The organism is Streptomyces sp. RKND-216, assembly GCF_004795255.1.
Lineage (GTDB): Bacteria > Actinomycetota > Actinomycetes > Streptomycetales > Streptomycetaceae > Streptomyces > Streptomyces hazeniae.
Genome location: NZ_SSBQ01000002.1, coordinates 3,433,991 through 3,459,554 on the forward strand (window position 1 = coordinate 3,433,991; position 25,564 = coordinate 3,459,554).

Consider the following 25,564-nt stretch of genomic DNA (forward strand, 5'->3'; position numbering starts at 1 on the left):
CGGCCCGTCCCGAGACGTTCCACCGCGACACCTCTGTCCGCCACGACACCCCGACCCCCACGACCCCACGTACGACACGCTGTCGAAACGGAGTATTCGTGCACAGCACCACCCCACCGGAGACCACCGACACGCCGTGGTGGCGCACGGCCGTCATCTACCAGGTCTACATCCGCAGCTTCGCCGACGGGAACGGCGACGGCATCGGTGACCTCGCCGGTCTCCGCGCGCGCCTGCCCTACTTGCGCGACCTGGGCGTCGACGCCCTGTGGATCAACCCGTGGTACCCCTCGCCGATGGCCGACGGCGGCTACGACGTCGCCGACTACCGCGACATCGACCCGTCGTTCGGCACCCTGGCCGAGGCCGAGGAGATGATCGCCGAGGCCCACGCGCTCGGCCTGCGCATCATCCTCGACATCGTCCCCAACCACACCTCCGACGAGCACCCCTGGTTCGCCGAGGCGCGGGCCGCCGCACCCGGCTCCGCCGCGCGCGAGCGGTACCTCCTGCGCGACGGCAGGGGACCGGACGGCTCGCAGCCGCCCAACGACTGGCGCAGCGTCTTCGGCGGCCGGGCCTGGACCCGCCTCACCGAGCCCGACGGCACACCGGGCCAGTGGTACCTGCACCTCTTCGACCCCAAGCAGCCCGACCTCAACTGGGACAACCCCCAGGTGCGCGCCGAGTTCGAGGACATCCTGCGCTTCTGGTTCGACCGGGGCGTCGACGGCTTCCGCATCGACGTCGCGCACGGCCTCGCCAAGCATCCGGACCTGCCGGACATCGGCATCGACGACGACGCCGTCTTCGCCCCGATGGACCGGTACGAGGGCCACCCCTTCTGGGACCTGGACCCCGTGCACGACATCTACCGCACCTGGCGGGAGATCGCCGACTCCTACGACGGCGACCGGGCGTTCGTCGCCGAGGCGCACGCACGCCACGACCGGCTGCCGCTCTACCTGCGCCCCGACGAATTGCACACCGCCTTCAACTTCGACTACCTGAAGGCTCCGTGGGACCCGGAGGAGCTGCGGACGATCATCGACCGCAGCATCGCCTCGCACGCGACGGTGGGGGCACCGGCGACCTGGGTGCTGTCCAACCACGACGTGGTCCGGCACGTCACCCGGTACGGGCGCGAGGAGACCGCCGAGCTGCCCAACGTGCCCGGCGACGCGCCCCCCACGGACCTGGAGCTCGGTACCCGCCGCGCCCGCGCGGCCGCCTTGCTGATGCTCGCGCTGCCCGGCGGTGCGTACGTCTACCAGGGGGAGGAGCTGGGGCTCTGGGAGGTCGAGGACATCCCCGGCGAACTGCTCCAGGACCCCACGTGGGAGCGGTCCGGCCACACCGTGCGCGGCCGTGACGGCTGCCGTGTGCCGCTGCCGTGGTCGGGCGTCTCGCCGCCCTTCGGCAACGGTGGCGAGGACGCCGTGCCGTGGCTGCCGCAGCCCGCCGAGTGGAAGTCGTACACGGCCGCGGCGCAGACCGGGGAACCGGCCTCGATGCTGGAGCTCTACCGCGAGGCGCTGCGGCTGCGCCGCGCCGAGCCCGGCTTCGCCGGGAGCGGCCTGACCTGGCTCGACGCACCCGACGGCGTCCTGCACCTGGAACGCGGCGACCGGCTGCGGTGCGTGGTCAACCTGACCGCCGAGGGCTGTGCCCTGCCGGCCGGGGCGCGCCTGCTGCTGACCTCCACGCCGCTGGACGGTGCGCGCGTCCCGCGCGACACCGCCGCCTGGTACCGCGCCGCGGACTGACCACCCGCGGCCTTCCCCGTACGGCCTCGGCCACCCCTCCGGCCGGGGCCGTACGGCTCTCCCTGCCGGGCAGCCTGCACCCGGGCGCCGTCGCGCCCGTCAGGGCGCGGTCGCGTACAGCGCCTCGACCTTTTCCCGCACCTCCGCGCCCGGCTCGTCGAGCACGCAGCGCCCGCCGAGTTCGACGAGCCCGTCCCCGGCCCGCCGGGTCCGGATGACGGCGCCGTGGCGGCCGTGGACGACTTCGAGATCGCGGTCCAGCTTCAGCGTGAGCAGCATCGACGCGCTGCCGCAGGCCTCGTCCTCGCCCTTGCCGATGCGCGGCGCCCACAGACGCGCGCGCACCCGGCCGGCGGCCTCGTCGAGCCAGGCCCACACCTGGGTGAAGTCCTCGCCCGCGGGGAGCCCCGTCAGTGCCTCGATCTCCCGGGCGCTCCCCATCTCGTAGTGGCGCCAGGGCTTCGACCACGCGGCCGGGGCGGTGAGCCACACGGTCCCGGCGTCGTCCCGTCGGCAGGCCACCGTGCCGGCCGTGGGGCTCAACCACAGCACCGGCCTGCCGAGCCGGTGCAGCACCTCGGCGGTCGCCAGCAGCGGATGCCCGCCGAACCGGATGGGCGTGCCGTACGAGCCGTGGATGCGCACCGTGCCCTGGTCGTCGGTGACGAACACGACCGCCGGGATGCCGAGTGCGTCGGCCAGCGCCTGCCGCTCCGGCTCGCTCGCCGGCCGGTGCTCCGGCTCGACGACGACCAGTGCGGGATTCCCGTGTGCGCCGTCGGCGTCGACGAACGCCCGGGCGAGCTGACATGCGACCATGTGCCTCACGATACGCGGGCCACGCTCAACGCGGGTCGAGCCAGATGGGATTGGTCAGGGCGACCATCGGGCCCGGGACGGGCGAACCCTCCGGCGCGGGGTGCCGCACCTCGGCGCGCACGTAGGTGGCGAGGGACGCCGTCGTCCGCCACGTCACCACCCCGGACGCCGGGACCGCCGCGGCGTGCAGCTGCCCCTGGTCCGTCATCAGCCGCACCGCCGCGTCCTGCGGAGCACCGGAGACCTCCAGCCGCACGGTCACCTCCGCGTCGCCGCCCGCTCGCAAGCGGCCGCCGATCCCGGCGTGTTCGCCGCGCGGCCCGGTCGCCGAGAGCGCGACCGACACCGCCGAGGACTCGGCGACGTAGCTGCGCCCGGCCCGGATGCCCTCCAACAGCGCCTGCCGTGACAAATCGTCGGCGAGCACCACGGTCTGGGGCAGGCCGACCTCCTGACCCTCCCGGTGCGCGTCGCTGTTCCCCATCGCGGGGAGCCATCCGTCCGGGCCGCCGTCGATGAGGGTGTTGTCCCACGCGGCCAGCGACACCTCGTCGTCCACCGTCCACGGGCCGTTCCACACCTCGACCGCGTCGGCGTCCTCGAAACCGAACTTCCACTGGCAGCCCACGAAGGGGCAGTGCGGGTGTGCGGGCACGACGAGGCCGCCCGCGCGGTGGATGCGCCGCGCGAACCGCTCGTACGCGTCGTCGCGGGCCCGGTACCGCCAGTCCAGATGCGTCCCCGGGTCGGTGCCGAGGGCGAGGAAGTGGCCGTTGCGGGTGGTGATCTCCTCGCCGCACAGCACCAGCAGCTCGCCGTCCGGGTGCGGGCCCCACAGCCCCTCCCACGCGCCGTGGGCGGAGGGGGTGTTGTGCTCGGTGGTGGTGAGGAAGTCCAGGCCCGCCCGCCGTGCCGCCGCGGCCACGTCGGCGGGGGTGTAGCGGCCGTCGGAGTGCACGGTGTGCAGGTGGCAGTCGCCCCGGTACCAGGCGCGCCCGCGCCCGCGTCCCCGCTCCGGGGGGTACACCGGCGCGGGCGTCGTGCCCTCCGGGCCGTACCGCAGGGTGAGCGTCACCTCGTAGTCCAGGCCCTGCGGCGCGACCGTGTACGGGCCGAGGGCGACGTGCCACGTGCCGCGTCGCACCGGGCCGGGAAGGTAGCCGGGCGTCGCTTGTTCCGCGCTGATCGCGAACTCCGTCCGGGCCCCGCCCGACCAGCCGCGGAAGCCGCGCCCGCCGAGCCGGGTGCCGCGCTCGTCGAAGATGCCGATGTCCAGCGCGTTGCCCGGCGTCCCCGGCGGCACGTCCGGCTTGTCGTAGGAGTAGGAGACGGCGATCTCCCGCACCCCGCGCGGCACTTCCACCGGCAGGTACACCCAGTCCGGCGCTCCCGTGGGCAGATGGCCGCGTACCGTACGGGTCTCCTCGCCGTCGCCGGGCGGGCCGTCCGCGGCGTCGGCCGCGTGCGCGAAGGTCACGGAGTCGAGCGTAAGCATCCCGGCGGCTCCTGCGGCCGCCGACATCCTCAGTACGTCACGCCGTTCCATGCGTCCTCCCAGGCCTTTGAGTGTCGGGCGTCACCGTTGTACGGGCGGACGGCCGGGAGGGAAAGACCTCCCGACCGGGCAGCGAACCCTCGGGAGACGCGGGACGGCGAGATCCGGACACGGGGCGGTCGGCGTGGTACGGTCTTTTCGTTGCAGTTGTGGTTCCCATGTACTTTTGTGTGCGCCTGCTGGATCTGATTCCGTCAGGCGCACTTTCTGTTTTTCCGGTGTTCATTCTCCGGCGGGGCGATCACCGCTACGACATGCGGGTCCGCAGGTCGCGGATCCACTGTCCCAAGGAGATCAGTTATGGCTACCGGTACCGTGAAGTGGTTCAACGCCGAAAAGGGCTTCGGCTTCATCGCGCAGGACGGCGGCGGCGCGGATGTCTTCGCCCACTACTCCGCGATCAACGCGCAGGGCTTCCGCGAGCTGGCCGAAGGCCAGAAGGTGAACTTCGACGTCACGCAGGGCCCCAAGGGCCCGCAGGCCGAGAACATCACCCTCGCCTGACGACGTTCCGCGGCGTGACGCCGCACGGTGTGGGCCCGTACCCAGGTGCGGGCCCACACCGCTGTCCACGTGCTGCGGAGCCATCGGTGGCTCCCCGCAGCCCTCTCCCGACGGCCCTGTTCCGTCCTGGCCCTTCCGTCCGGCGTCGCCCCGCACCGGCCCCACTCCGCCCACCCCGCCCGGCCCGCCCGCGGGCCCCGGCCGGGGCACGACGCGGACATGGCCCGGCCGCCGGACGCCCCGGTCGGCCGCCGTTCCACGGCTCGTTCCTGTGGTCTCCCGCAGTGCGCCTCACGCCTGCCGGAACCTCCTCGACACGTGCCGTCCCGAGGAGGTTCTGCATGAACCGCACCACCACCCCCACCCGTGCCCGCGACGCCCGGCGCAAGCGGCCCACCGCTCCCGCGCTCCCGCCGGTACGTTCCTTCGCCGAGCTGCCCCTGCCCACCGCGCTGCTCGACGCCCTCGCCCGTGAGGGCGTGACCGTGCCGTTCCCGATCCAGGGGGCCACGCTGCCGAGTTCGCTCGACGGCCGGGACGTCCTCGGGCGCGGCCGTACCGGCTCGGGCAAGACCCTCGCCTTCGGCCTCGCTCTCCTCGCCCGTCTCAGCGGCAGGAGGGCGGAATCCGGCCGGCCCCTGGCGCTCGTGCTCGTGCCGACCCGGGAACTCGCCCAGCAGGTCACCGACGCCCTCCTGCCGTACGCGCGTCCGCTGCGGCTGCGGCTGGCCACAGTCGTCGGCGGCGCGTCCGTCAACCGGCAGAGCAACGCGCTGCGCAGCGGTGCGGAGGTCGTCGTGGCCACCCCTGGCCGGCTCAAGGACCTCATCGAGCGCGGCGACTGCCGGCTGGACCAGGTGCGCGTGAGTGTGCTGGACGAGGCCGACCAGATGGCCGACATGGGCTTTCTTCCGCAAGTCACCGCCCTGCTGCGGCAGGTGCCCGCCGACGGCCAGCGGATGCTGTTCTCCGCCACCCTCGACCGCAACGTGGACCGGCTTGTCGAGCGGTTCCTGACCGACCCGGTCATGCACTCGGTCGACCCCTCGGCGGGGGCCGTCACCACGATGGAGCACCACGTGCTGCACGTCGCCGACGAGCACAAGAACGACGTGGTGCTGCACATCGCCTCCCGCGACGGCCGGGTGCTGATGTTCACCGACACCAAGCGGGCCGCCGACCGGACGACCAAACGCCTCCTGGCCGGGGGTGTCCTGGCGGGTGCTCTGCATGGCGGAAAGTCGCAGTCCCAGCGCAACCGGGTGCTGGAGGCGTTCCGGACCGGCCGGGTCACAGCGCTTGTGGCCACCAACGTCGCAGCCCGCGGCATCCACATCGACGGCCTCGACCTCGTGGTGAACATCGATCCGCCGAACGACCACAAGGATTACCTCCATCGCGGCGGACGCACCGCCAGGGCGGGGGAGTCCGGCAGCGTCGTCACCCTCGTCCTGCCGCATCAGCGACGGGAGATGAACCGGCTGCTGTCCGTCGCCCGGGTCACGGCGGGATGCCTCGCCGCCCGCCCCGGGGAGGAGGAACTCGCCCGGCTCACCGGTGCCCGTACGCCCTCCGGCGTCGCCGTCGTCGTCACCGCCACGGCCCCGGCGGCCCCCGCGAAGGCCCGCCCGCAGCAGGCCGCCGGCGACCGTTCCGGACGCCGTTCCGGTTCGTCCCGCCGCGGCCGACGACCCCGCGGCGGCTCCCGACGCTCCGGCGGCGGCCGTACGAATCCCTCCCCGAAGTAGCCGGGGAGGCGAGTGCGGGGCCGGCTCAGTCGCCAGGGGCCGCTTGACGTCACCGCGCCCCACGACGACGCCTCCACCGTAACCGAGGGGCGACGGGGTGTGTGCGACGCCTCAGCGCGGACGGCACCGACCTGTGCGTAAGGTCGGGGGCATGACCACCGGAGCCAGCGACGGAGTCCCCCCGCCGCCCGCCACCTCGCCGGCAACCGCCGCGACGCCGCCGACCGCCAACGCCATGCGCCGCGCGCTGCGCCGGGCACGGGACGGCGTGGCGCTCGACGTCGCCGAGGCGGCCGTGCTGCTCCAGGCACGCGGCGAGGACCTGGCCGGGCTGACGGCCGCAGCCCGCCGGGTCCGCGACGCCGGTCTGGAGGCCGCCGGGCGCCCGGGCGTGCTGACGTACTCGCAGAGCGTCTTCATCCCGCTCACCCGGCTGTGCCGCGACCGGTGCCACTACTGCACCTTCGTCACCGTGCCGGGGAAGCTGCGCCGTGCGGGCCACGGCATGTTCCTGTCCCCGGACGAGGTGCTGGACATCGCCCGCAAGGGCGCCGCGATGGGCTGCAAGGAGGCGCTGTTCACCCTCGGGGACCGGCCCGAGGAACGGTGGCCGGAAGCCCGCGAGTGGCTGGAGGCGGAGGGCTACGACGACACCCTCTCCTACGTGCGCGCGATGGCCGTCCGCGTGCTGGAGGAGACCGGCCTGCTGCCGCACCTCAACCCCGGGGTGCTGAGCTGGACGGACTTCCAGCGGCTCAAGCCCGTCGCGCCGTCCATGGGCATGATGCTGGAGACCACCGCCGAACGCCTGTGGAGCGAACCCGGCGGCCCGCACCACGGCTCCCCGGACAAGGAACCGGCCGTGCGGCTGCGCGTCCTGGAGGACGCCGGCCGCTCCAACGTGCCGTTCACCACCGGCATCCTGCTGGGCATCGGCGAGACGCACGAGGAGCGGGCCGACGCGCTGTTCGCGCTGCGCCGCGTGCAGCGGGCCTACCACGGCATCCAGGAAGTCATCGTGCAGAACTTCCGTGCCAAGCCGGACACCGCGATGCGCGGCATGCCGGACGCGGAACTCGACGACCTGATCGCCACCATCGCCGTCGCCCGGCTGATCCTCGGCCCCGGCGCGCGCCTCCAGGCGCCGCCGAACCTGGTGGACGGCGAGTACGGGCGGGTCGTGGACGCGGGCATCGACGACTGGGGCGGCGTCTCGCCGCTGACCATCGACCACGTCAACCCCGAACGCCCCTGGCCGCAGATCGAGCGGCTGGCCGAGCACGCCCGCGCGTCCGGCTTCGAGCTGCGTGAACGACTGGCCGTGTACCCGGAGTTCGTCCGGCGCGGCGAGCCCTGGCTGGACCCGCGGCTGCTGCCGCACGTCGAGGCGCTGCTCGACCCGGAGACCGGGCTCGCCCGCGAGGACGCCGTCGTCGAGGGACGGCCGTGGCAGGAACCGGAGGACGTGTTCGCCGCGCGCGGCCGTACCGACCTGCACCGCACCATCGACACCGACGGCCGTACCGCGGACCGGCGCGACGACTTCGACGAGGTGTACGGCGACTGGGCCGACCTGCGGGAGCGCGCCGCCCCCGGGATGGCGCCGGAGCGGATCGACGGCGACGTGCGCGCGGCGCTCGCCACCGCCGCGGACGACCCCACCCGGCTCACCGACGACGAGGCGCTGGCCCTGCTGCACGCCGACGGCCCCGCCCTGGACGCGCTGTGCGGGATCGCGGACGCGCTGCGGCGGGACGTCGTCGGCGACGACGTCACCTACGTCGTCACCCGCAACATCAACTTCACCAACGTCTGCTACACCGGCTGCCGCTTCTGCGCCTTCGCGCAGCGCCGCACCGACGCCGACGCGTACACCCTCTCCCTCGACCAGGTCGCCGACCGGGCCGCGCAGGCGTGGGACGTGGGCGCGGTCGAGGTGTGCATGCAGGGCGGCATCCACCCGGACCTGCCGGGGACGGCCTACTTCGACATCGCGCGGGCGGTCCGGGAACGCGTCCCCGGCATGCACGTGCACGCCTTCTCCCCGATGGAGGTCGTCAACGGAGCCACACGTACCGGGATGTCGATCCGCGACTGGCTCACCGCCGCCAAGGAGGCCGGTCTCGGCTCGATCCCGGGAACGGCCGCGGAGATCCTCGACGACGAGGTCCGCTGGATTCTCACCAAGGGCAAGCTGCCGACCGCGACCTGGCTGGAGGTGATCGGGACCGCTCACGAGGTGGGCCTGCGCTCCTCCTCCACCATGATGTACGGCCACGTCGACCAGCCCCGCCACTGGCTGGGCCACCTGCGCCTGCTGGCCCGCACGCAGGAACGCACCGGCGGGTTCACCGAGTTCGTGACGCTGCCTTTCATCCACACCAACGCGCCGGTGTACCTGGCCGGGATCGCCCGGCCCGGTCCCACCCGGCGCGACAACCGGGCCGTCACCGCCATGGCCCGCCTGCTGCTCCACCCGCACATCCCGAACATCCAGACCAGCTGGGTCAAGCTCGGCACCGAGGGCGCCGCCGAGATGCTGCGGTCCGGGGCGAACGACCTCGGCGGCACGCTGATGGAGGAGACCATCTCGCGGATGGCCGGGTCGTCCTACGGCTCGTACCGCTCGGTGCGGGACCTGGAGGCGATCGCGGAGGCGGCGGGGCGTCCCGCCCGTCCGCGCACCACGCTGTACGGGGAGGTGCCGGAGGAACGCCTGCGCGCCGCGCGCGCGGCAGACGGGCACCTCCCCGAGCTGCTGCCGGTGGTGGACTGAGCGTGCAGCGGGCCGCTGCGGGCCGTGCGACCGGGAGCGCCCCCGGTGCACGCCGCGGCCGCCGGACGCGGGACCCGGCCGTCGCGCACGGCTACAGTGCTGACCGGGGACGTGGGGCGAACCGGAGGAGGGTGCGCGCGTGACGACCGGCACCACGGCCATATGGGGCCGCACCGAGCAGCAGGACTTCCGCAGCCGCGTTCGCGGCTGCCTCCTCGGCGGTGCGATCGGCGACGCCCTCGGCGCGGGCATCGAGTTCGACTCCCTCGCCGCCATCCGCGAGCAGCACGGCTCCGCCGGCGTCACCGACTACGTGCCCGCGTACGGCCGCCGCGGTGCGGTGACCGACGACACGCAGATGACCCTCTTCACCGTCGACGGCCTGATCCGCGCCCACGTCCGCCGCGACACCGGCGCCTGGCACCCGCCGACCGACGTGCACGCCGCGTACCGCCGCTGGGCGGCCACGCAGCGCGACTGGGGGCCGGACGAGCGGAAGAAGGACGACGGCTGGCTCGCCCGCGAGGAGTGGCTGTACGCCCAGCGCGCTCCGGGGAACGCCTGCCTCAGCGGCCTGGCCGACGACCGCATGGGCACCGTCGACGCGCCGAAGAACCCCCAGTCCAAGGGCTGCGGGGCGGTGATGCGGTCGGCGCCGTTCGGGCTGCTCGTCGGATGGGAGCCACAGCTCGTCTTCCAGCTCGCCGTCGAGTGCGCCGCCCAGACGCACGGTCACCCCACCGGCTACCTCGCGGCCGGCGCGACGGCCGCCATCGTGCACGCCCTCGCCCGTGGCGAGTCGCTGGACCACGCCGTGCAGCGCGCCCTGGCGCAGCTCGCGACCAGACCCGGTCACGAGGAGACCACCGATGCCCTCAAACGTGCCCTGGGGGCCGTCCGCCAGGGCCTGCCGGGCCCCGAACGCGTCGAGTCCCTGGGCGAGGGCTGGGTCGCGGAGGAAGCGCTGGCGATGGCCGTGTACTGCGCCCTGGTCGCCGAGGACGTCCGGCACGGACTGCTGCTCGCGGTCAACCACGGCGGAGACAGCGACTCCACGGGCGCCGTCTGCGGCAACCTGCTGGGCGCCCTCCACGGCGAGACGGCCCTCCCCCCGGCCTGGGTCGCCGAGCTCGAGGGGCGGGCGACGATCCTCGAACTCGCCGACGACTTCGCCATGGAGATGACGCAGGGCCCGGCGCTGCACTCGCCGGGTGCTTCGTCCCCGGCCTGGCTCGCCCGCTACCCCCGCGCCTGAGCGGCGCCCCGGGCCCGGCCGTTCACCGGGCCCCGACCGTCACCGGGTCAGTGGGCTCACCGGGTCAGTGGCGCCGCGAGGCACACCCGAAGCCGTCCAGGAAGGCGGCCCACGTCTCCGCGGAGAAGGCGACCACCGGACCTCGGAGGGCCTTCGAGTCCCGCACCTGCACGGGCTCCGGGCCGCCGGCCCGCACCTCGACGCAGTCGCCGTTGACCGCCGAATACGACGACTTGGTCCACGTCGTCAGGTCTGCGCGTCGACGAGTCATGTCACTCCGATCATTGGGGACGCGGGGAGAGCCCCGGGAAGCCCCGTCCGGGGCACTACCGGGGCCGACGCTACGCCGCGCCACCACCCTCGATCGGAAGCGTTCACTCGTTCGAGTGACTCACGTGCCGGAGTGCTCCGGCCGCGGCCTCCGGCCTCTACGCTGCGCTCCCGCGGGCGCCCTCGCGGCCGCTCAGGAGGCGTACTCGTCCCGCAGGCGTTCGATGAACTCCCGGGACTGTTCGGCGTTGAGGGCCTTCGCCCGGAGGTGTTCGTACATCACGCTGTAGTGCTGCACGTCGTTCGGCTTCTCGAGGTAGAGATCGCTCGTCACTCCCTCCAGGTAGACCACGCTCGCGTCCAGGGTGTCCTGGAACTCCAGAATGGAGAACTTGCCGTACATGCCCGGATGGGCGCCGACCTCGTTCGGCAGCACCTGCAGCGTGATGTGCGCCTCCCTGCTCAGGCGGACCAGGTGGTCGAGCTGGTCGGCCATCACGGCGCGGCTGCCGACCACGCGCCGCAGCAGCGCCTCGTCGATCACCGCCCAGAAGCGCAGCGCCTCGTTCGGATCGCTGAGGCGGTCCTGTCTCTTCAGCCGGACCTGCACCCGCTTGTCCACCTCTGCGGCGGTCGCCTCCGGCCACATGCCGGAGATCACCGCCTGGGCGTAGTCGCGGGTCTGCATGAGCCCGGGCACGATGAGCGACTCGTACACCCGCAGGGACGCCGCGTCGGTCTCCAGGCCGATGTACACGCTGTAGGGGATGTCGCCGAAGGCGTGCCACCAGCCCTGCTGACGGGACTCCTTGGCCATCTGCATGAGGGAGTCGACGATCCGACGGTCCTCGACCTCGTACACGCCGCACAGGTCGCGCACGTCACGCTGGCTGATGCTGCGGCGGCCGTTCTCCAGCCGGCTGATCTTCGACTGGGAGACCAGCAGCCGGTCCGCGACCTCCTCCGCCGTCATGCCCCGGAGTTCGCGCAGCCTGCGCAGCTCCTGGCCCAACCGGCGGCGCCGTACGGTGGGATTGACCTGGGACGCCACAGCGACTGCACCTCCGCGGGTAAGTACGACTACTCACCAGAAGAGTGCCACCACTGTCCGCGTCCGCGCTGGGAAACGGCGACACAGGGTGCGCCGGTATGCGGCACCGGGTGACGGACGGACGTTGCCTGGGCGGCCGTCCGTCACCCGCCGGTCGTGGGTCGTGCGGCGTCGGTGTCGGCGTCGCTCAGCGCGCGCCGACGCGGGACATGCGGGACACCGCCGGCGTCCGCCGCGCCTGGTCCGGCACCGTGTGCCCCGCAGCGGGCCGCGGAGCGTGCTGAGCGGGCGGCTGGGCCGCCGCGCGCGCTCCGGTGCCGCGCCCGCCCGAGCCGCCTCCGCCGCCGCCCGGGCGGCGCGGGGCCGCGGCTGCGCCGTTCTGCACGTCCATCACGGCGTGCGCGACGAGGCCGCCCATCGGGTCGTGCCGGATCAGGTCCCTCAGCCGGGAGCGGCAGGACCGCCCCTCGTTGCCGGGGTAGAGGTGCTTGCCCAGCCCGACGGCGTGCGCCAGCGCGGCCAGCGCGGCGGTACGCGGGTCCGGCGGTACGCCGGTCCGTATCGCGGCATCGAGGCGGGTCCGTATCTCACGGCTGATGGCCGTGTCGGTCGCCTGATAGCGCGTCGTCGGAAGCACCCCGCACATCTGGCCGTTGACGGCATGGACCATGCCGCAGCGCTCCAGGTGCGTGAGGTACGTCTGGCGCAGCCCGAGCCTGGGCCCGCCGATCCAGTGCACGGCCCGGACCGGGCTGCCGCGCCTGCGCAGCAGCTCCAGTGCGGAGTCCAGCGTCGGATCTCCTGTCGGCCGTGGTAGGACCACGGCGATACGGTCCCCGTCTGGGGCTATCCGGCCCGCCAGTGCCAGCTCGACGAGCTGTGCTCCGGCCAGGCCGAGGTCGAGCGACTGCGGCTGTGCAGTGGTACCCGTGGTCGGGTCCAGTGCCAGCAGCAGAAGCTCCTCCGGAATAGTTCTGCGGCTCCTGCCCATCCATGCCTCCCCGCGTGGATGAATGACAGGGTGACCCCTCTCACAATCATCTGTCGAGAGCACCTGACCGGAATGTTAGGGAACCAGCAGGTATGTCGTTCTCGTCATCCCGGGTGGAAGGGGAGTGGCCCCTTGACGGTGCGTTACCGACGGGGAGCGGTCCGCGACGGCGCGGCCGGTCCGGGGCGGGGTACCGGGTCATCGGGGGGCGATCCCGGAGCCGGATCACTGTTTAACTGGTAGACCGGCGGCGAGAGTGAAGGCGACAGGAGGCATCGGTGGCGGGCGAGTCCCCCGACAAGTCGGAGCGGGAAAGGTCGTCGGGGGAGACGACGGAGGACGCCGGTTCGGTTCCCGCGGCGCGACGACAGGACCCACGTGAGGCGTACGCGGCTGCCGCGGACACCGGCCCGGCGGGGGAGCCGGAGGCCGCGGCGGGCGTCCCCGAGGGGGCGGACGGCGCGGCGGAACCGGACAGCGCGGCCGCATCGGACGGCGCGGAGCGCGACGGGCCGGGGTCCGGGAACTCGCGGCAGGACGCGGACGCCGCCGACGCGCCCGCGGACGACTCCGGTGACGCACGGCTGCGCGCGGCGGTCGCCGCGTGGGTCTCCTCGGCCGACGACGACCAGAGCGGTCAGGACGGTCAGGACGACCAGGACGCCGGGCCGGGTACGCAGAGCAGCGACGCTCCCGCGGACTCGGGCTCCGGGGCGGAAGCACCGGCGGACGACTCCCCGCCAGGGGGCGGCGAGGACGGGGCCGTTGACGGCGCGAACAGCGACCTGCCGGTACGGCCGCGCGGTGCCGCGACCGAGCCCGGGACGGACTCCGCGGCGAAGCCCGCACCGGACACCGCCACCACGATGTTCGGCGTGCGCCCGGACGTGCTCGAACCGACCGACGAGACGTCCGCAGCCGCCAGGGCGGAGCGGATGACTGCGGCGTTCTTCGGCTCGTCCCGCAAGCCCGGCGAGCAGGACTCCGTGGCCGAAGCGACCTCCCCAGAGGGCGTCGGGGCCGACTCCGCTGCCGACTCCCCGCTCGACACCTCTGCCGACGTCGCGCCTGACCAGACGCCGGGGGAGGCGCGTGACGTGACCGAGCAGGCGCCCGCGGGTCCCGACGAGCCGGCGAGCGCACCGGAGGAGCGTGACGACGACGGAGACGCGGTCGACGCCCCGGCGGACGACGAGGAGTTGCCGGGCGACGACACCCCGGCGGACACTCCGGCGGACACGGCATCGGACTCGGCAACGGACCCCGACCCGGACCTCGACGCGCCCGACGCGGCAGGCGAGGAGCTACCGGGGAAGGACCGGAGGACCACCGCCTCCGGCGCCGTCGCCGCTTCGGCGGCCAAGACCGACGAGGAGAACCCGGGCGGGCCGGCCGCGCAGCGGGACCACGCGACGACGGCCCTCCGCCTTCCCCGGGAGGACGGGGACGAGGACACCCCGTCCGGCGAGACGACGGCGGTGGTGACACCTGCGGAGAAGCCGGCGGACAAGGGCGAGGACGAAGACAAGGGCAAGGACGAGGACACCTCCGACGGCGACGGCGAAAACGGCGGCTCCGGCGAGGGCGGGAGCCGGTTCGTCCCGCTGCGCTCCACCGACGCGCCGCGCACGCCCGACGGAGCCGGAACGCGGCGCCCGCTGCCGGACGCGCAGACCAGCAGCACCGGCACGCCCGCCTCCGTCATCTCCGGCGTCGGTGGCGAACAGGAACGCACCAAGCAGCAGCCGGCGCCCGAGCCGCCGCCGCTGGAACTGCTGGCGCAGCTCACCAACACGCCCCCGCCGCCGGAGACTCCGCTGCGCACCGCCGTGCGCCGGGTCAAGATCTGGACGCCGCTGGTGCTCCTGCTGGCGATCGTGTTCGTGATCGTGCAGGCCGTGCGGCCCCTGCCGGAACCGACGCTGACGCTGACCGAGCAGGCCACGTACACCTTCGACGGCGGCGAGCCGTCGCTGCCGTGGCCGACCGAGGGCCAGGCGTACGTGGAGGTCTCCGGGCTCGGTGTGCTCGGCTCGTACGGCGAGCAGAAGGCGGTGCCGATCGGCAGCGTGGCGAAGACCATGACGGCCTACCTCGTGCTGCAGAAGTCCCCGCTGAAGGAGGGCGCGGACGGGCCGAAGATCACCATCGACCAGAAGGCCGAGGACGACGGCAAGCGCGGCGCGGGCAACGGCGACGAGTCCGTGCTGCCCAGCGTCGAGAAGGGCGACAAGATCACCCAGCGGGACGCGCTGTCCGCGTTGATGATCCCCTCCGCGAACAACATCGCCCGTCTGCTGGCTCGTTGGCACAGCGGTTCCGAAGCGGCGTTCGTCGAGGAGATGAACGAGACCGCCGAGGAACTGGGCATGGAGAACACGAAGTACACCGACCCCAGCGGCCTGGAGGAGACCACCGTCAGCACCGCGAAGGATCAGGTGCAGCTGGGCAAGAAGGCCATGGAGATCCCGGCGCTGGTGGAGATCACCAGGCAGCCGTTCTGGAAGGACCCGTTCTCCGGCGAGCAGATGCGCAACTGGAACACGGTGGTGTCGAGCGCCGGCGCGATCGGCATCAAGACGGGCACCACCACGGTCGCGGGCGGCAACCTGCTCTTCGCCGGTTACGAGGAGATCGGCGACACGCGGCAACTGGTCGTCGGCGCCGTGCTCGGGCAGCACAAGCCGCCCATCATCGACACCGCCAACGCCGTCAGCGACAAGCTGCTGACCGCGGCGGAGGGGACGCTGACCGCGGAGAAGATCGTGCAGAAGGGCGACGTCGTCGGCTACGTGGACGACGGCCTCGGCGGCCGTACGCCGGTCGTCGCGACCGAGGACGTGGCGGCCGTCGGCTGGGGCGGTGTGGAGGTCGACCTCGCGCTGGAGCCCCTGAAGGACATGCCGCACACCGCCCCCACCGGGAAGCGGGTCGGCACGCTGACGGTAGGGGGCGGCCCCGGACAGGTCGAGGTACCGGTGGCGCTGGAGCAGGACCTGCCCGAACCCGCCTTCGGGGACAAGCTGACGCGCATCCTGTGACGCGTCAGCGGTGACGACCCGTCCGGGGCAGGGCCGGCGCACGCCGCGCCGGTAGCCTGCCCCGGACGCAGAAGCCACGTGGGGGAGACGACAGATGACCACCCTGGGGCCCCCACCGCGCACGCGGGAGGCCGAGGCCGAGGACGGCCGGGCCGCGCGTGACGTCGAGGCCGCCGGGCGGATACCGGGCGGCCGCACGGCGCTGCTGCCGCGCCCGCGCCAGCCGCGCGCGGACACGACGTCCGCCGCACGCACGGCCGTCGCGGCGCCGCCCGCGACAGTCGCCGGGCGGGTGGCGCGGTGGCTGCGGCACCCCGTGGGCGCGGCCCTGCTCTTCGGCTCGGTGCTGCACCTGCTCTGGCTGTGGCTGATCGCGAACGGCGGCGGCGACCTGGCCGCGCAGGACGCGTGGGCTGAGTTCGTCGGCCAGCACCCGCTGTCCGCGTACAACCTGGCCTGGTACGGCGGGATGCACCCCGTCTCGTACAGCGTGATCTCGCCGTACCTGATGGCCGTGGTCGGCGTGCGGCCCACGCTGATCGCCTCCGGTGTGCTGTCCGGCGGCCTGCTGGCGTGGCTGCTGATGCGGTCACGCGCGGTGCGCCATCCTCTGGTCCCGGCGCTGTGGGGGGCCTTCGCGTTCGCCTGCAACGCGGCGTCGGGCCGCGTGACGTACGCGCTGGGCACGTTTTTCGCGCTCGGCGCGGTGGCCGTGGTGTGGGCCTGGCCGGTGCGGTGGCGGGACCGGCGTGCGCTGCGCGGCGGGCTGGCGCTGGTGCTGTCGGCGCTGGCGACGGGAGGCAGCCCGGTCGCGGGCCTCTTCCTCGAAGTGGTCGCCGGCGCGCTGATTCTGCGCGGACGTTGGCGTCCCGCGCTCGCCCTCGGCCTTCCGCTGCCGCTGGTGGTGGGCGTCAGCGCCCTGCTGTTCCCGTTCACGGGCGTGCAGCCCATGCCGTGGGTGTCGGTGGCCTTCCCGCTGGTCACGACGGCGGCCGTACGGCTGCTGGCGCCGCGCGAGTGGCGCACGGTGCGGCGCGGCGCGGAGATCTACCTCGTCGGCATCCTGCTCACCTGGGCGATTCCGTCCCAGGTCGGCTCCAACGTGGAACGGCTCGCGCAGATCTTCGGGGGCGTGGTGCTGCTGGCGCTGCTGCCCCGGTTCCGCACCGGACGGTCGGCGGTGCGCGGGCGCCGGTTCACCGCGCTGGTGTGCGCGTTCGTGGTGACCGCCGGTTTCCAGATCGGCAAGCCCGTCTGGGACGTCGTGCACACCCGTCCGGAGGCCGCCTGGGCGCACAGCCTCGCGCCGCTGCTGCACCAGCTCCAGCAGGTCGACGCGGACCGGGGCCGCGTGGAGGTGGTGCCGGTGCGCAGCCACCGGGAAGCTTCTGCGCTCGCCCCCTACGTGAACCTGGCGCGCGGCTGGAACCGGCAGGCCGACGCGGAACGGAACCCGCTCTTCTACGAGGAGGGCGCGTTCTCGGCGGACGGTTACCACGACTGGCTGCGGCGCTGGGCCGTCCGCTACGTGGTGCTGCCGCTCTCCGACACCCCGGACGTGGCGGCGCGCGAGGAGGCGCGGCTGGTCCGCTCCGACCCGGCCTTCCTCGAGCCGGTCTGGCAGGACGAGAACTGGCAGCTCTACCGCGTCACCGACCCGCTGCCGCTCGCCTCGGCGCCGGCGACGTCCGCGGAGGCGGGCGCGGGCGAGGTCACGCTGACGGTGCGCGAGCCGGGCGCCGTGCTCGTCCGCGTCCCCTGGTCGCCCTGGCTCGGGCTGGTCAACCGGGACGGCGACCGCATCGCGCCGCCGGGCGGCTTCGGCCGCAACGTCAACGGCTGCCTGCGCCCGGCGAATCCGCGGCCCGTGCAGTCGCCCCCGGAGGCGGCGCCCGGCGCGCACGCGCCGGGGCCGGGGTCCGTGCCCGACCGGAACGCCCCCGGGAATGCGCCGGCCCCGGAGGACGGCGACGCCCTCGGCGTCCTCGCCTCCGGCGAGTACGACGAGCGGCGCACCGACCACTGGACGGTGCTGGAGGCGCCGCGGGCCGGCACGTACCGGATCGCCGCGCCGTACCGCCTGCCACGCGGCACGCCCTGTCCCGCGTCGTCCGCCGACGCCCCGCGCGACAGACCCTAGCCCTCGCCAGCGCCCCCTCCCGGGCTCGGCCCGCACGTCGCTGCGGACGGCGCGGTTCAGGGACGCAGCGCGGCGAGGACGGTGTCGATGGTGTCCGCGTCGTCCGGGCGCTTGTCCTCGCGGTAGCGCACCACGCGTGCGAACCGCAGCGTGACGCCCGCCGGGTAGCGCGAGGAGCGCTGCACCCCGTCGTAGGCGATCTCCACCACCAGCTCGGGCCGTACCAGGACCCCCCACGGCTCCTCGCTGACGGTCAGCTCCCGCAGGCGCGTGGTCTGCCACGCCAGCAGCGCGTCGGTGAGGCCCTTGAAGGTCTTGCCCAGCATGGTGAAGGTGCCGTCGGCGCGCCGGGCGCCGAGGTGGAGGTTGGAGAGCCTGCCGGTGCGCCGCCCGTGACCCCACTCGGCGCCGAGGACGACCAGGTCCAGCGTGTGCACGGGTTTCACCTTCAGCCAGGAGGCGCCGCGCCGGCCGGCGCTGTACGCCGAGTCCAGCGCTTTGAGGACGACGCCCTCCTGCCCGCGTGCCAGCGCCTCCTCCGCGAACGCCCGGGCGTGCGCCTGCCCGGACTCCCCGGCGTCCTCGACCGCCGTCCGGCGCACCCGCAGTGCCTCGGGGACGACGCGCGCCAGCTCGGCGTGCCGTTCGCGGACGGGCAGGTCCAGCAGCGAACGGTCGTCGAGGGAGAGCAGGTCGAAGAAGGCGACGGAGACGGGGAGGGAAGCCTGCGCCCCGGCGACGTCGAGCCGTGACCCGACGCGCCCGGAGGTCTCCTGGAAGGGCCGGGGGCGGCCGTCGGCGTCGCGCGCGACGACCTCGCCGTCCAGCACGGCGCGGGTGACTGGCAAGTCCGCGGCGGCGGCGACGACCTCGGGGAGCCGGTCGGTGATCTCGTCGAGCGTCCGCGTCCAGACCCGCACGACGGGACCCTGCCGGCCTTCGGGGCGCACGCGCACCGGGTGGGCGGGTTCGCGGGGGTCCTCGCCCTCGTGATCGATGTGGACCTGGACCCGGATGCCGTCGAGTTTCTCCTCGACGGCGCTGGGGCCGAGCCGGTCGAGCGCCTCGTCCACGTCCTTGGCGCTCTGCGCCAGCATGGGCTGGACGGGGCGGCCGACCTCCAGCCGGAAGTCGGCCAGCGCGGCCGGGCCGCCTTCCAGCAGGGCCCGGGCCACGGAGCCGAGCGACCCGCCGAGCATCACCGCGCGGCGCACCTCGGCCGCGTCGGCGCCGACAGCGACGGCGAGTGCCTCGACGGCGAAGGCGTCCAGCGCGCCCTGCCGCAGTTCTCCGCCGATGAGGCGGACCAGGAAGTCCTGCTCCGCAGCGGTGGCGCGGCCCAGCAGTTCGCCGAGGAGCCGGCGGCGTTCGTGCTGGGAGCCCTTGCCGGAGACCAGGGCGATGCGGTCCAGCGCGCGGTTGACCTCGCCCAGGGTGAGGGTCGGGGTCTTGGCGGGGGCGGGGCGGTCGACGAGGGTGCGCCAGCCGATGCCCGTGCGGCGCTGGGGGAGGCGTCCGGCGAGGTAGGTGATGGTGACCGGGGCCTCGGCGGGGTCGGCGGTGCGGAACAGCTCGGCGAGCAGTGCGACCTTCTCCGTCCGGGCGGAGGTGGCCGCGACGGCGAGCGAGGTACGGGCGATGTCGGCCAGGAGCATGCGGTCATCCTCGCCCAGCCCTCACCCCGAGGCGCGGTACGGCGCGCGGTCCTGCGCGCGCCCGGCGGCCGGCAGGCGACGGCGCCCGGGCCTCGCACGGGGCGGACCGTGCTCCGCGCACGCCGTGCGGCGGCCCTGACGCGGCCGGAGGGGCGCCGTACGGGGTGCGGAGGGGGCGCGTCGCACAGGCGTGTGCGTCGGTCAAGAGGGCCCGTGGGTTGTGCACTTGACGTGGCGTCAACACCCCGCCGCGTGCAAAGCTGAGGAGCGCGACCGTCCGACTACGGACAGCGTGCGGTCACCCGTGCGCGCGCAAGCCTGTCTGAAGGGTGTGAGGTCTGACATGCGGCAGGAGAACCGCACGGTCTTGTCCGAGGTGGACGTCAACGTGCCGAGTGTGGCGCGGATGTACGACTACTACCTCGGCGGCAAGGACAACTACGCGGTGGATCGTGCCGCCGTGGCCGAGCTGGACAAGGTGGTGCCCAGCACCAGACCGCTCGCGATCAACAACCGCCGCTTCCTCCAGCGCGTGGTGCGCGTGCTCGCCGAGGACTACGGCGTCCGCCAGTTCCTGGACCACGGCTCAGGTCTGCCCACGCAGGACAACGTGCACCAGGTCGCGCAGGGCATCGACCCGAAGTCGCACGTGGTCTACGTGGACGACGACCCGATCGTGCTCGCGCACGGGCGGGCGCTGCTCCAGGAGGACGACCGCACGGTCGTCATCCAGGCGGACATGCGCCGCACCGACCAGATCTTCGCGCACGAGGAGGTCAAGCGGCTGATCGACCTCTCCCAGCCGGTCGCCGCGCTCTTCGTCTCGGTGATGCACTGCATCCCCGACCCGGGGCCGGAGGAGCTGGTGAAGCAGATCACCGAAAGGCTGCCGTCGGGCAGCTTCGTGGTGATCAACCAGCTGGTCAGCGAGAACAAGGAGACCCGCGACTTCGTCACGAACTTCATGGACGAGACCACCCAGGGCCACTGGGGGCGGGTGCGCGAGCCGCACGAGGTCGAGCGGTACTTCGACGGCCTGCAGGTCCTCGAGCCCGGGCTGGGCCGGATCAACCACTGGCGGCAGGACTCGGAGCTGGTCCTCCAGGAGCCGGACACCGGCGACTGGTACGAGTTCGGCGGCGTCGCGCGCATCCCGTGAGCGGGGCCTGAGGGCACGCGCCGCAGACGCCGGTGGCCGGCCCCCCATGGGGGGGCCGGCCACCGGCGTCTCTCGTCAGAACTCCTCGCGCAGCTCTCTGAGGAACGCGGTGCTCCTGGTCGGCGTCTCCGCCGTCGCGCAGAGCCGGTCCATGACCACCATGTAGTTCTCCACCTCGTCCTGCTTGTCCAGGTAGAGGGCCGTGGTGAGCTGTTCCAGGTAGACCACGTCGGGCAGGTCGGGCTCGAGGAAGCGGAGTATGGTCACCGGCCCGCCCGCCGCGGAGAGCCCGCCGATGCTGAACGGCGCGATCTGCAGCGTGATGTTGCGCCGTGACCCCATCTTCAGCAGGTGCTCGATCTGGTCCCGCATCACCTCGGGCTCGCTGCCCAGCGGGCGCCGCAGCGCCGCCTCGTCGACGACCGCCCACAGCTTCGGGCCGAACTCGCTCTCCAGGGCGTTCTGACGCTCCATGCGCAGCCGCACGCGCCGCTCGATGTCGGCCTCGCTCGCGCGGGGGTGGCCGAGCCGGGTGACGGCGCGGGCGTACTCGGGCGTCTGCAGCAGGCCCGGCACGAACTGCACCTCGTAGGTGCGGATGACGGACGCGGCCTCCTCCAGGCCGATCAGCTGCTCGAACCAGGAGGGCAGCACGTCGCTGTACTTGTTCCACCAGCCGGGGACGCTGGCCTGGCGGGCGAGGGCGAGGAAGTTCTCGACCTCCTCGGCGTCGTGCACGCCGTACAGCGCCAGCAGGTCGGCGACGTCCCGGTCCTTGTAGCCGGTGCGGCCCAGCTCGAGCCGGCTGATCTTCGCGTGTGAGCCGCGGATCGCGTCGCCGGCCGCTTCCCGGCTGATGCCCGCGGTCTCGCGCAGCCGGCGCAGCTGCGTGCCGAGCACGATGCGCAGGATGGTCGGCCCGCCCCGCGGGTGGTCGAGGATGCGCCTGACCGACGAACGGCTCTCCGGTTCCGGCTGTGCTGCCATCTCCTAGCCCCTGCTCCCGTGAGTAGTCGTCAGGATGCCCAGTGTCCCACTGTCAAGGCCCGGCGTACAGCCGAACACTGGCCAGGCGCATGTGACCGACGGCACGCGCCCGCGCTCGGTGTGGTGGGCGCGGGCGCGAAGTGGTGTCGTTCGGCGACTGCTCCGCTGGTCGGGCGGAAGGCCGGTCTCGGACGGCCGGTCGCCGGAGTGGGGTGTGTGGGGGCGACGGGTGTGGGGGTGGTGGTCGGTGTGGTCCGCAGGCGGCGGTCAGGCGCCGGCGTCGAGCAGGTCGTCGAAGTCGCCGTCCTTGGCGCCCTGGATGAAGGCGGTGATCTCGGCCGGCGTGTAGAGGAGGGCCGGGCCCGTGGGGAAACGGGAGTTGCGTACGGCCACTCCGCCGTCGGCGAGTTCGGCGAGCTCGACGCAGTTGCCGCTGGGGTTGCTGCGGCGGCTCTTGCGCCAGGTGACGTGACGGAGTCGGGGGTCCTGCATCGCGTGGTCGATGTGCATGGGCATCACCATGCCATCAGGCGAGTGTTCTTGCACCTGTTCTTACAGATGTCCTTGCGGGTGTTCTTGCATCTGTCCTTACGACCGTTCTTGCAGATGTGCTTGCAGCTCCGTCTCCGGAGGCGGATGATGGAGGCGACCTGTCCGAACCTGTGTCAGCTCGTTTCCAGGTACCGATGACGGCAGTGGAGTTCGTGATGACGCCACCCCCTCTCTGCACCGAGACCGACGCACCGCACTGCGAGTGGGACGACCCGCTCACGCGGCTGCTCCTGCTGCTGGAGATCGCCGACGAGCCGTCCTGGCTGCGGGACGTGGCCGCGGCCCGCGCCGACCGGGCGGAGACTCCGCGGAGCCCTGCAAGCGGTCACTGACAGGGGTCCCGACCGGTCAATCCCGGAAAGCTTTGTGCAGGGTGGCGCAACACTGCGAAGCTTGGGCGGTCGGCCGCCCACAAGGCGGCGTTCGTCGATCCGCCGGAGTCACCCTTGGCCGAGCCCTCCCGCACCCACCCCGGTCGGTTGTTGTCGTGGTTGCCGTATGCCGCGATGGCCGCCGTGGCCGTCATCGACCTCACGGCCGGGCCGGGAGTCGGCTTCCTGCCGCTGATCGCGCTCGGCCCCGCGTTCGCCGGTCTCGCCGGCAGCATGCGGCGCACGGGTGCCATCAGCGTGCTCGCGATGGGACTGTGCCTCACACTCGGCCTGTACAACGGGCAGTTCGGGGACCGGCGCGGCTCGACGGCACTGCTCGGCGTCGCCGGGGTCTCGGCGGCCGGTCTGCTCGCCACGGCGGGACGGAAGCGCCGTGAGGCGGAACTGGCCAGCGTCCGCAGCATCGCCGAGGTGGCGCAGCGGGTGCTGCTGCGGCCGGTGCCGCTCAGCGTCGGCCCGCTGCGCATCGCCGTCTCCTACACCTCGGCGGTCGCCGAGGCCCGCATCGGCGGTGACCTGTACGAGGTGGTGACTTCGCCGCGCGGGGTGCGCGTGATCGTCGGGGACGTGCAGGGGAAGGGGCTGGAGGCGGTGGAGACCGCGGCCGTGGTGCTCGGCGCCTTCCGGGAGGCCGCCTACGACGAGGTGGATCTGGTGACCGTCGGCGCCCGCCTGGAGCGTGCCCTGGGGCGACACCTGTCCGACGAGAAATTCGTGACCGCCGTGCTTGCCGAACTCTCCGACGACACAGCCACGTTGCTCGACTTCGGGCACCCGCCGCCGCTGCTCGTGCGGCACGACGGGGGCGTCGAGTACGTCGAGGTGCCCGACCCGGCGCCGCCGCTCGGGCTAGGTTCGCTGGCGAAGGAGGAGCCGCTGCCGTACGCCCAGCCCTTCGCCCCGGGCGACCAGTTGCTCTTCTACACCGACGGCGTCACCGAGGCGCGAGATCCGGACAACCGCTTCTACCCGCTCGCGGAACGCGCCGGACTACTCAAGGACCCCAACCCGCAGACCGCGCTGGACGCGATACGTGAGGACCTGGTGGCGCACGTGGAGCGCCCGTTGCGGGACGACGCGGCGATGTTGCTGCTCCGCCACCGCACGCGGGGAGATGTGTGCTCCCCGCGTGCGTGACGTGGGGGACGGGGGAGGGCCCGGTGATCGTTCCGGGCAGGCGATACCGAAGCGATACGTGCTGTGATCTGGACGTCACGGTGCGGGTGGGGGAGACTCCCTGCCGCGTCGAACGTTCACATCCGCCGTCCGGCATGTGAACGGCCGAAACCGAGCGAGGGCGGTGCGGGCAGTGCAGCGACGACGGAAGATCGGCCTGGTCGCGGCCGGGCTGGCGACCAGCCTGCTGGCGACGCTCACCGGCTGCGGTGGCGAGAACCCACTCGGCGGTGAGGTCAGCCTCAAGCTGATGGCGGTCGAGCACGGGGACCGTTCCGGCAACAGCTCCCAGCGGTTCTGGGACAAGCTGATCGGCGAATTCCGGTTCGAGCACCCCGACATCGACGTGGACGTCGACCTCTACGAGCGCGACGCCATCGACGCCGAGGTGCGCGAGAGGGTGGCCGAGGACCGGATCCCCGACCTCGCCCAGACCAGCGCCTCGTTCGCCGGCTACGCCCGCCGCGACCTGCTCTACAGCGCCCGCGAGGTGCTCTCCACCCACACCCAGGCGTCCATCACGGCGTCCCTGGTCCAGGCGGGCACGGTCGGCCACGTCCAGTACGGGTTCCCGTTCTCCGCGAGCACCCGCGCGCTCTTCTACAACAAGGACCTCTTCGAGCAGGCCGGCGTCGAGGAGCCGCCCCGTACCTGGGAGGAGCTGCTGCGGACGGCCCGTTCCCTGAAGGCGGTCGGGGTGAAGACGCCGTACGGTCTCCCGCTGGGCGAGGAGGAGGCGCAGGCCGAGACGCTCAACTGGATGCTCGGGAACGGCGGCGGTTATCTCAGCGACGCCGGTTCGTACGACATCGACTCCCCGCAGAACGTCGCCACCTTCGAGTTCCTCCGCGACGAACTGGTCGGCCCGGGGCTGACCAACGAGAACCCCGCCACCACCGACCGCCAGGAGGTGTACGCGGCGTTCCTTGAGGGCGAGGTGGCGATGCTCAACGGCCATCCCGGGCTCATGCAGCTCGCGTTGGAGAGCGGTGTCCGCTTCGGCACCTCCCCGCTGCCCGGCCGCACCGCTCCCGCGCGGACCACCACCGGTGTCGCCGACTGGACGATGGCGTTCAAGGAGAACGGTCACGCGGAGGAGATCCGCACCTTCCTCGACTTCGTCTACCAGGAGCGGTACGTGGTCGAGTACGCCGGCACCCACAACATGCTGCCGGTGACCACCGAGGCCGCGTACACGATGCGGGAGGACGCGGCGCACAAGCCGCTCTGGCCCTTCATCGAGTCGCTGGACGTCGCCCGCTTCTACCCGCTCGGCAAGTCGTCCTGGGGAGAGGCTTCGCGGCGGCTGAGCGCCACCATCGGCAGCGCGGTCCTGGGTGGCGGTGCGCCGCGCACGGTACTGGGGCGGGTGCAGAGCGATGCCGTCGCCGGGGAGGAGAAGGTGGCGGCGGAAGCCGAGGCGGTGCCCTGACGCCCGGCGCTGCGGACAGGTGAAGACCCCGGACTCCGCGAGGAATCCGGGGTCTTCGAGGTGTCGGGGTCCGGGGCGGACGGGTCGGGTTACGCGGCGCGCGTCACCGAGCCCTGCGTGGCACTCATCCAGGCCCGCCGGAGGCGGGCGAGTTCCGCGAGGTCGGCCGGCGTCCACACCCGACGGCCCGCGACGAACTCGCGGATCGCCGTGTTGGCGTCCGCGGCGGCCGTCGAGCCGGAAGGCGTTGGTGTAGACGAAGTGGACATGTGTGCAAGGTTAGGGGAGGTGACCG

The 25,564-nt window shown here is 73.1% G+C and carries 20 protein-coding genes; 11 read left to right on the plus strand and 9 right to left on the minus strand.

Translation table 11 applies throughout. From position 1 onward, the window contains the following. The first annotated feature begins 98 nt into the window (after window positions 1-98). Window positions 99-1,766, plus strand: a complete 1,668-nt coding sequence (locus E4198_RS15420) for a glycoside hydrolase family 13 protein (protein WP_136183658.1) — start codon at window positions 99-101, stop codon at window positions 1,764-1,766. 99 nt (window positions 1,767-1,865) lie between these two features. Here the strand turns inward: E4198_RS15420 and E4198_RS15425 are convergent, their stop codons facing one another. Together E4198_RS15425 and E4198_RS15430 are read right to left on the minus strand one after the other, a co-directional pair. After that, on the minus strand, window positions 1,866-2,585 hold the full coding sequence (locus E4198_RS15425; protein ID WP_136183659.1) for a PhzF family phenazine biosynthesis protein: 720 nt from the start codon (window positions 2,583-2,585) through the stop codon (window positions 1,866-1,868). A 25-nt stretch (window positions 2,586-2,610) separates the two neighbouring features. Continuing rightward, window positions 2,611-4,131 (minus strand): CehA/McbA family metallohydrolase, encoded by a 1,521-nt coding sequence (locus E4198_RS15430; RefSeq protein ID WP_136183660.1) that lies wholly within the window; start codon window positions 4,129-4,131, stop codon window positions 2,611-2,613. A 309-nt stretch (window positions 4,132-4,440) separates the two neighbouring features. Between E4198_RS15430 and E4198_RS15435 the strand changes: the two genes are divergently transcribed. The 4 genes from E4198_RS15435 to E4198_RS15450 all read left to right on the plus strand — a co-directional run bounded on the left by E4198_RS15435 (window position 4,441) and on the right by E4198_RS15450 (window position 10,423). Beyond that, a complete protein-coding gene (locus E4198_RS15435; RefSeq protein ID WP_136183661.1) occupies window positions 4,441-4,644 on the plus strand; it encodes a cold-shock protein in 204 nt (67 codons plus the stop codon). A gap of 341 nt (window positions 4,645-4,985) precedes the next feature. After that, entirely contained in the window at window positions 4,986-6,392 is a 1,407-nt protein-coding gene (locus E4198_RS15440) for a DEAD/DEAH box helicase (RefSeq protein ID WP_136183662.1), read from the plus strand. 151 nt (window positions 6,393-6,543) lie between these two features. Beyond that, entirely contained in the window at window positions 6,544-9,168 is a 2,625-nt protein-coding gene (locus E4198_RS15445) for a bifunctional FO biosynthesis protein CofGH (RefSeq protein ID WP_136183663.1), read from the plus strand. Window positions 9,169-9,307: 139 nt separating this feature from the next. Then, complete coding sequence (locus E4198_RS15450; protein ID WP_136183664.1) at window positions 9,308-10,423, plus strand: ADP-ribosylglycohydrolase family protein; 1,116 nt, start codon at window positions 9,308-9,310, stop codon at window positions 10,421-10,423. Window positions 10,424-10,487: 64 nt separating this feature from the next. On the opposite strand, the gene E4198_RS15455 is transcribed toward E4198_RS15450, so the two are convergent. The 3 genes from E4198_RS15455 to E4198_RS15465 form a co-directional block, all read right to left on the minus strand. Continuing rightward, window positions 10,488-10,694: a DUF397 domain-containing protein gene (locus tag E4198_RS15455; protein WP_136183665.1), complete on the minus strand. Its 207-nt coding sequence runs from the start codon at window positions 10,692-10,694 to the stop codon at window positions 10,488-10,490. A 192-nt stretch (window positions 10,695-10,886) separates the two neighbouring features. Then, window positions 10,887-11,744, minus strand: coding sequence for a helix-turn-helix transcriptional regulator (locus E4198_RS15460; RefSeq protein ID WP_136183666.1), 858 nt, complete (start codon window positions 11,742-11,744; stop codon window positions 10,887-10,889). 187 nt (window positions 11,745-11,931) lie between these two features. Further along, window positions 11,932-12,735, minus strand: coding sequence for a GPP34 family phosphoprotein (locus E4198_RS15465; protein ID WP_136183667.1), 804 nt, complete (start codon window positions 12,733-12,735; stop codon window positions 11,932-11,934). A gap of 278 nt (window positions 12,736-13,013) precedes the next feature. Here E4198_RS15465 and E4198_RS15470 point away from each other — a divergent pair, with 278 nt between their 5' ends. Together E4198_RS15470 and E4198_RS15475 are read left to right on the plus strand one after the other, a co-directional pair. Further along, window positions 13,014-15,776: a serine hydrolase gene (locus E4198_RS15470; protein WP_136183668.1), complete on the plus strand. Its 2,763-nt coding sequence runs from the start codon at window positions 13,014-13,016 to the stop codon at window positions 15,774-15,776. Between the two features lie 94 nt (window positions 15,777-15,870). Further along, entirely contained in the window at window positions 15,871-17,916 is a 2,046-nt protein-coding gene (locus E4198_RS15475) for an MFS transporter (RefSeq protein ID WP_210732832.1), read from the plus strand. A 56-nt stretch (window positions 17,917-17,972) separates the two neighbouring features. On the opposite strand, the gene E4198_RS15480 is transcribed toward E4198_RS15475, so the two are convergent. Then, on the minus strand, window positions 17,973-19,571 hold the full coding sequence (locus E4198_RS15480; protein ID WP_136183669.1) for an ATP-dependent DNA ligase: 1,599 nt from the start codon (window positions 19,569-19,571) through the stop codon (window positions 17,973-17,975). A 343-nt stretch (window positions 19,572-19,914) separates the two neighbouring features. Here E4198_RS15480 and E4198_RS15485 point away from each other — a divergent pair, with 343 nt between their 5' ends. Next, entirely contained in the window at window positions 19,915-20,730 is an 816-nt protein-coding gene (locus tag E4198_RS15485; RefSeq protein ID WP_136183670.1) for an SAM-dependent methyltransferase, read from the plus strand. A 75-nt stretch (window positions 20,731-20,805) separates the two neighbouring features. Here the strand turns inward: E4198_RS15485 and E4198_RS15490 are convergent, their stop codons facing one another. Then, the gene (locus E4198_RS15490; protein ID WP_136183671.1) at window positions 20,806-21,717 is read right to left on the minus strand and encodes a helix-turn-helix transcriptional regulator; all 912 of its coding nucleotides are present in this window, start codon (window positions 21,715-21,717) and stop codon (window positions 20,806-20,808) included. 267 nt (window positions 21,718-21,984) lie between these two features. Continuing rightward, on the minus strand, window positions 21,985-22,227 hold the full coding sequence (locus E4198_RS15495; protein ID WP_136183672.1) for a DUF397 domain-containing protein: 243 nt from the start codon (window positions 22,225-22,227) through the stop codon (window positions 21,985-21,987). 197 nt (window positions 22,228-22,424) lie between these two features. Here E4198_RS15495 and E4198_RS24945 point away from each other — a divergent pair, with 197 nt between their 5' ends. The 3 genes from E4198_RS24945 to E4198_RS15505 all read left to right on the plus strand — a co-directional run bounded on the left by E4198_RS24945 (window position 22,425) and on the right by E4198_RS15505 (window position 25,269). Continuing rightward, window positions 22,425-22,601 (plus strand): hypothetical protein, encoded by a 177-nt coding sequence (locus tag E4198_RS24945; protein ID WP_168711446.1) that lies wholly within the window; start codon window positions 22,425-22,427, stop codon window positions 22,599-22,601. A 174-nt stretch (window positions 22,602-22,775) separates the two neighbouring features. After that, window positions 22,776-23,798: a PP2C family protein-serine/threonine phosphatase gene (locus E4198_RS15500; protein ID WP_136185410.1), complete on the plus strand. Its 1,023-nt coding sequence runs from the start codon at window positions 22,776-22,778 to the stop codon at window positions 23,796-23,798. A gap of 172 nt (window positions 23,799-23,970) precedes the next feature. Continuing rightward, on the plus strand, window positions 23,971-25,269 hold the full coding sequence (locus E4198_RS15505) for an extracellular solute-binding protein (protein WP_136183673.1): 1,299 nt from the start codon (window positions 23,971-23,973) through the stop codon (window positions 25,267-25,269). A gap of 89 nt (window positions 25,270-25,358) precedes the next feature. Here the strand turns inward: E4198_RS15505 and E4198_RS15510 are convergent, their stop codons facing one another. Then, window positions 25,359-25,538, minus strand: a complete 180-nt coding sequence (locus E4198_RS15510; RefSeq protein ID WP_027765814.1) for a hypothetical protein — start codon at window positions 25,536-25,538, stop codon at window positions 25,359-25,361. Window positions 25,539-25,564: the final 26 nt, after the last annotated feature.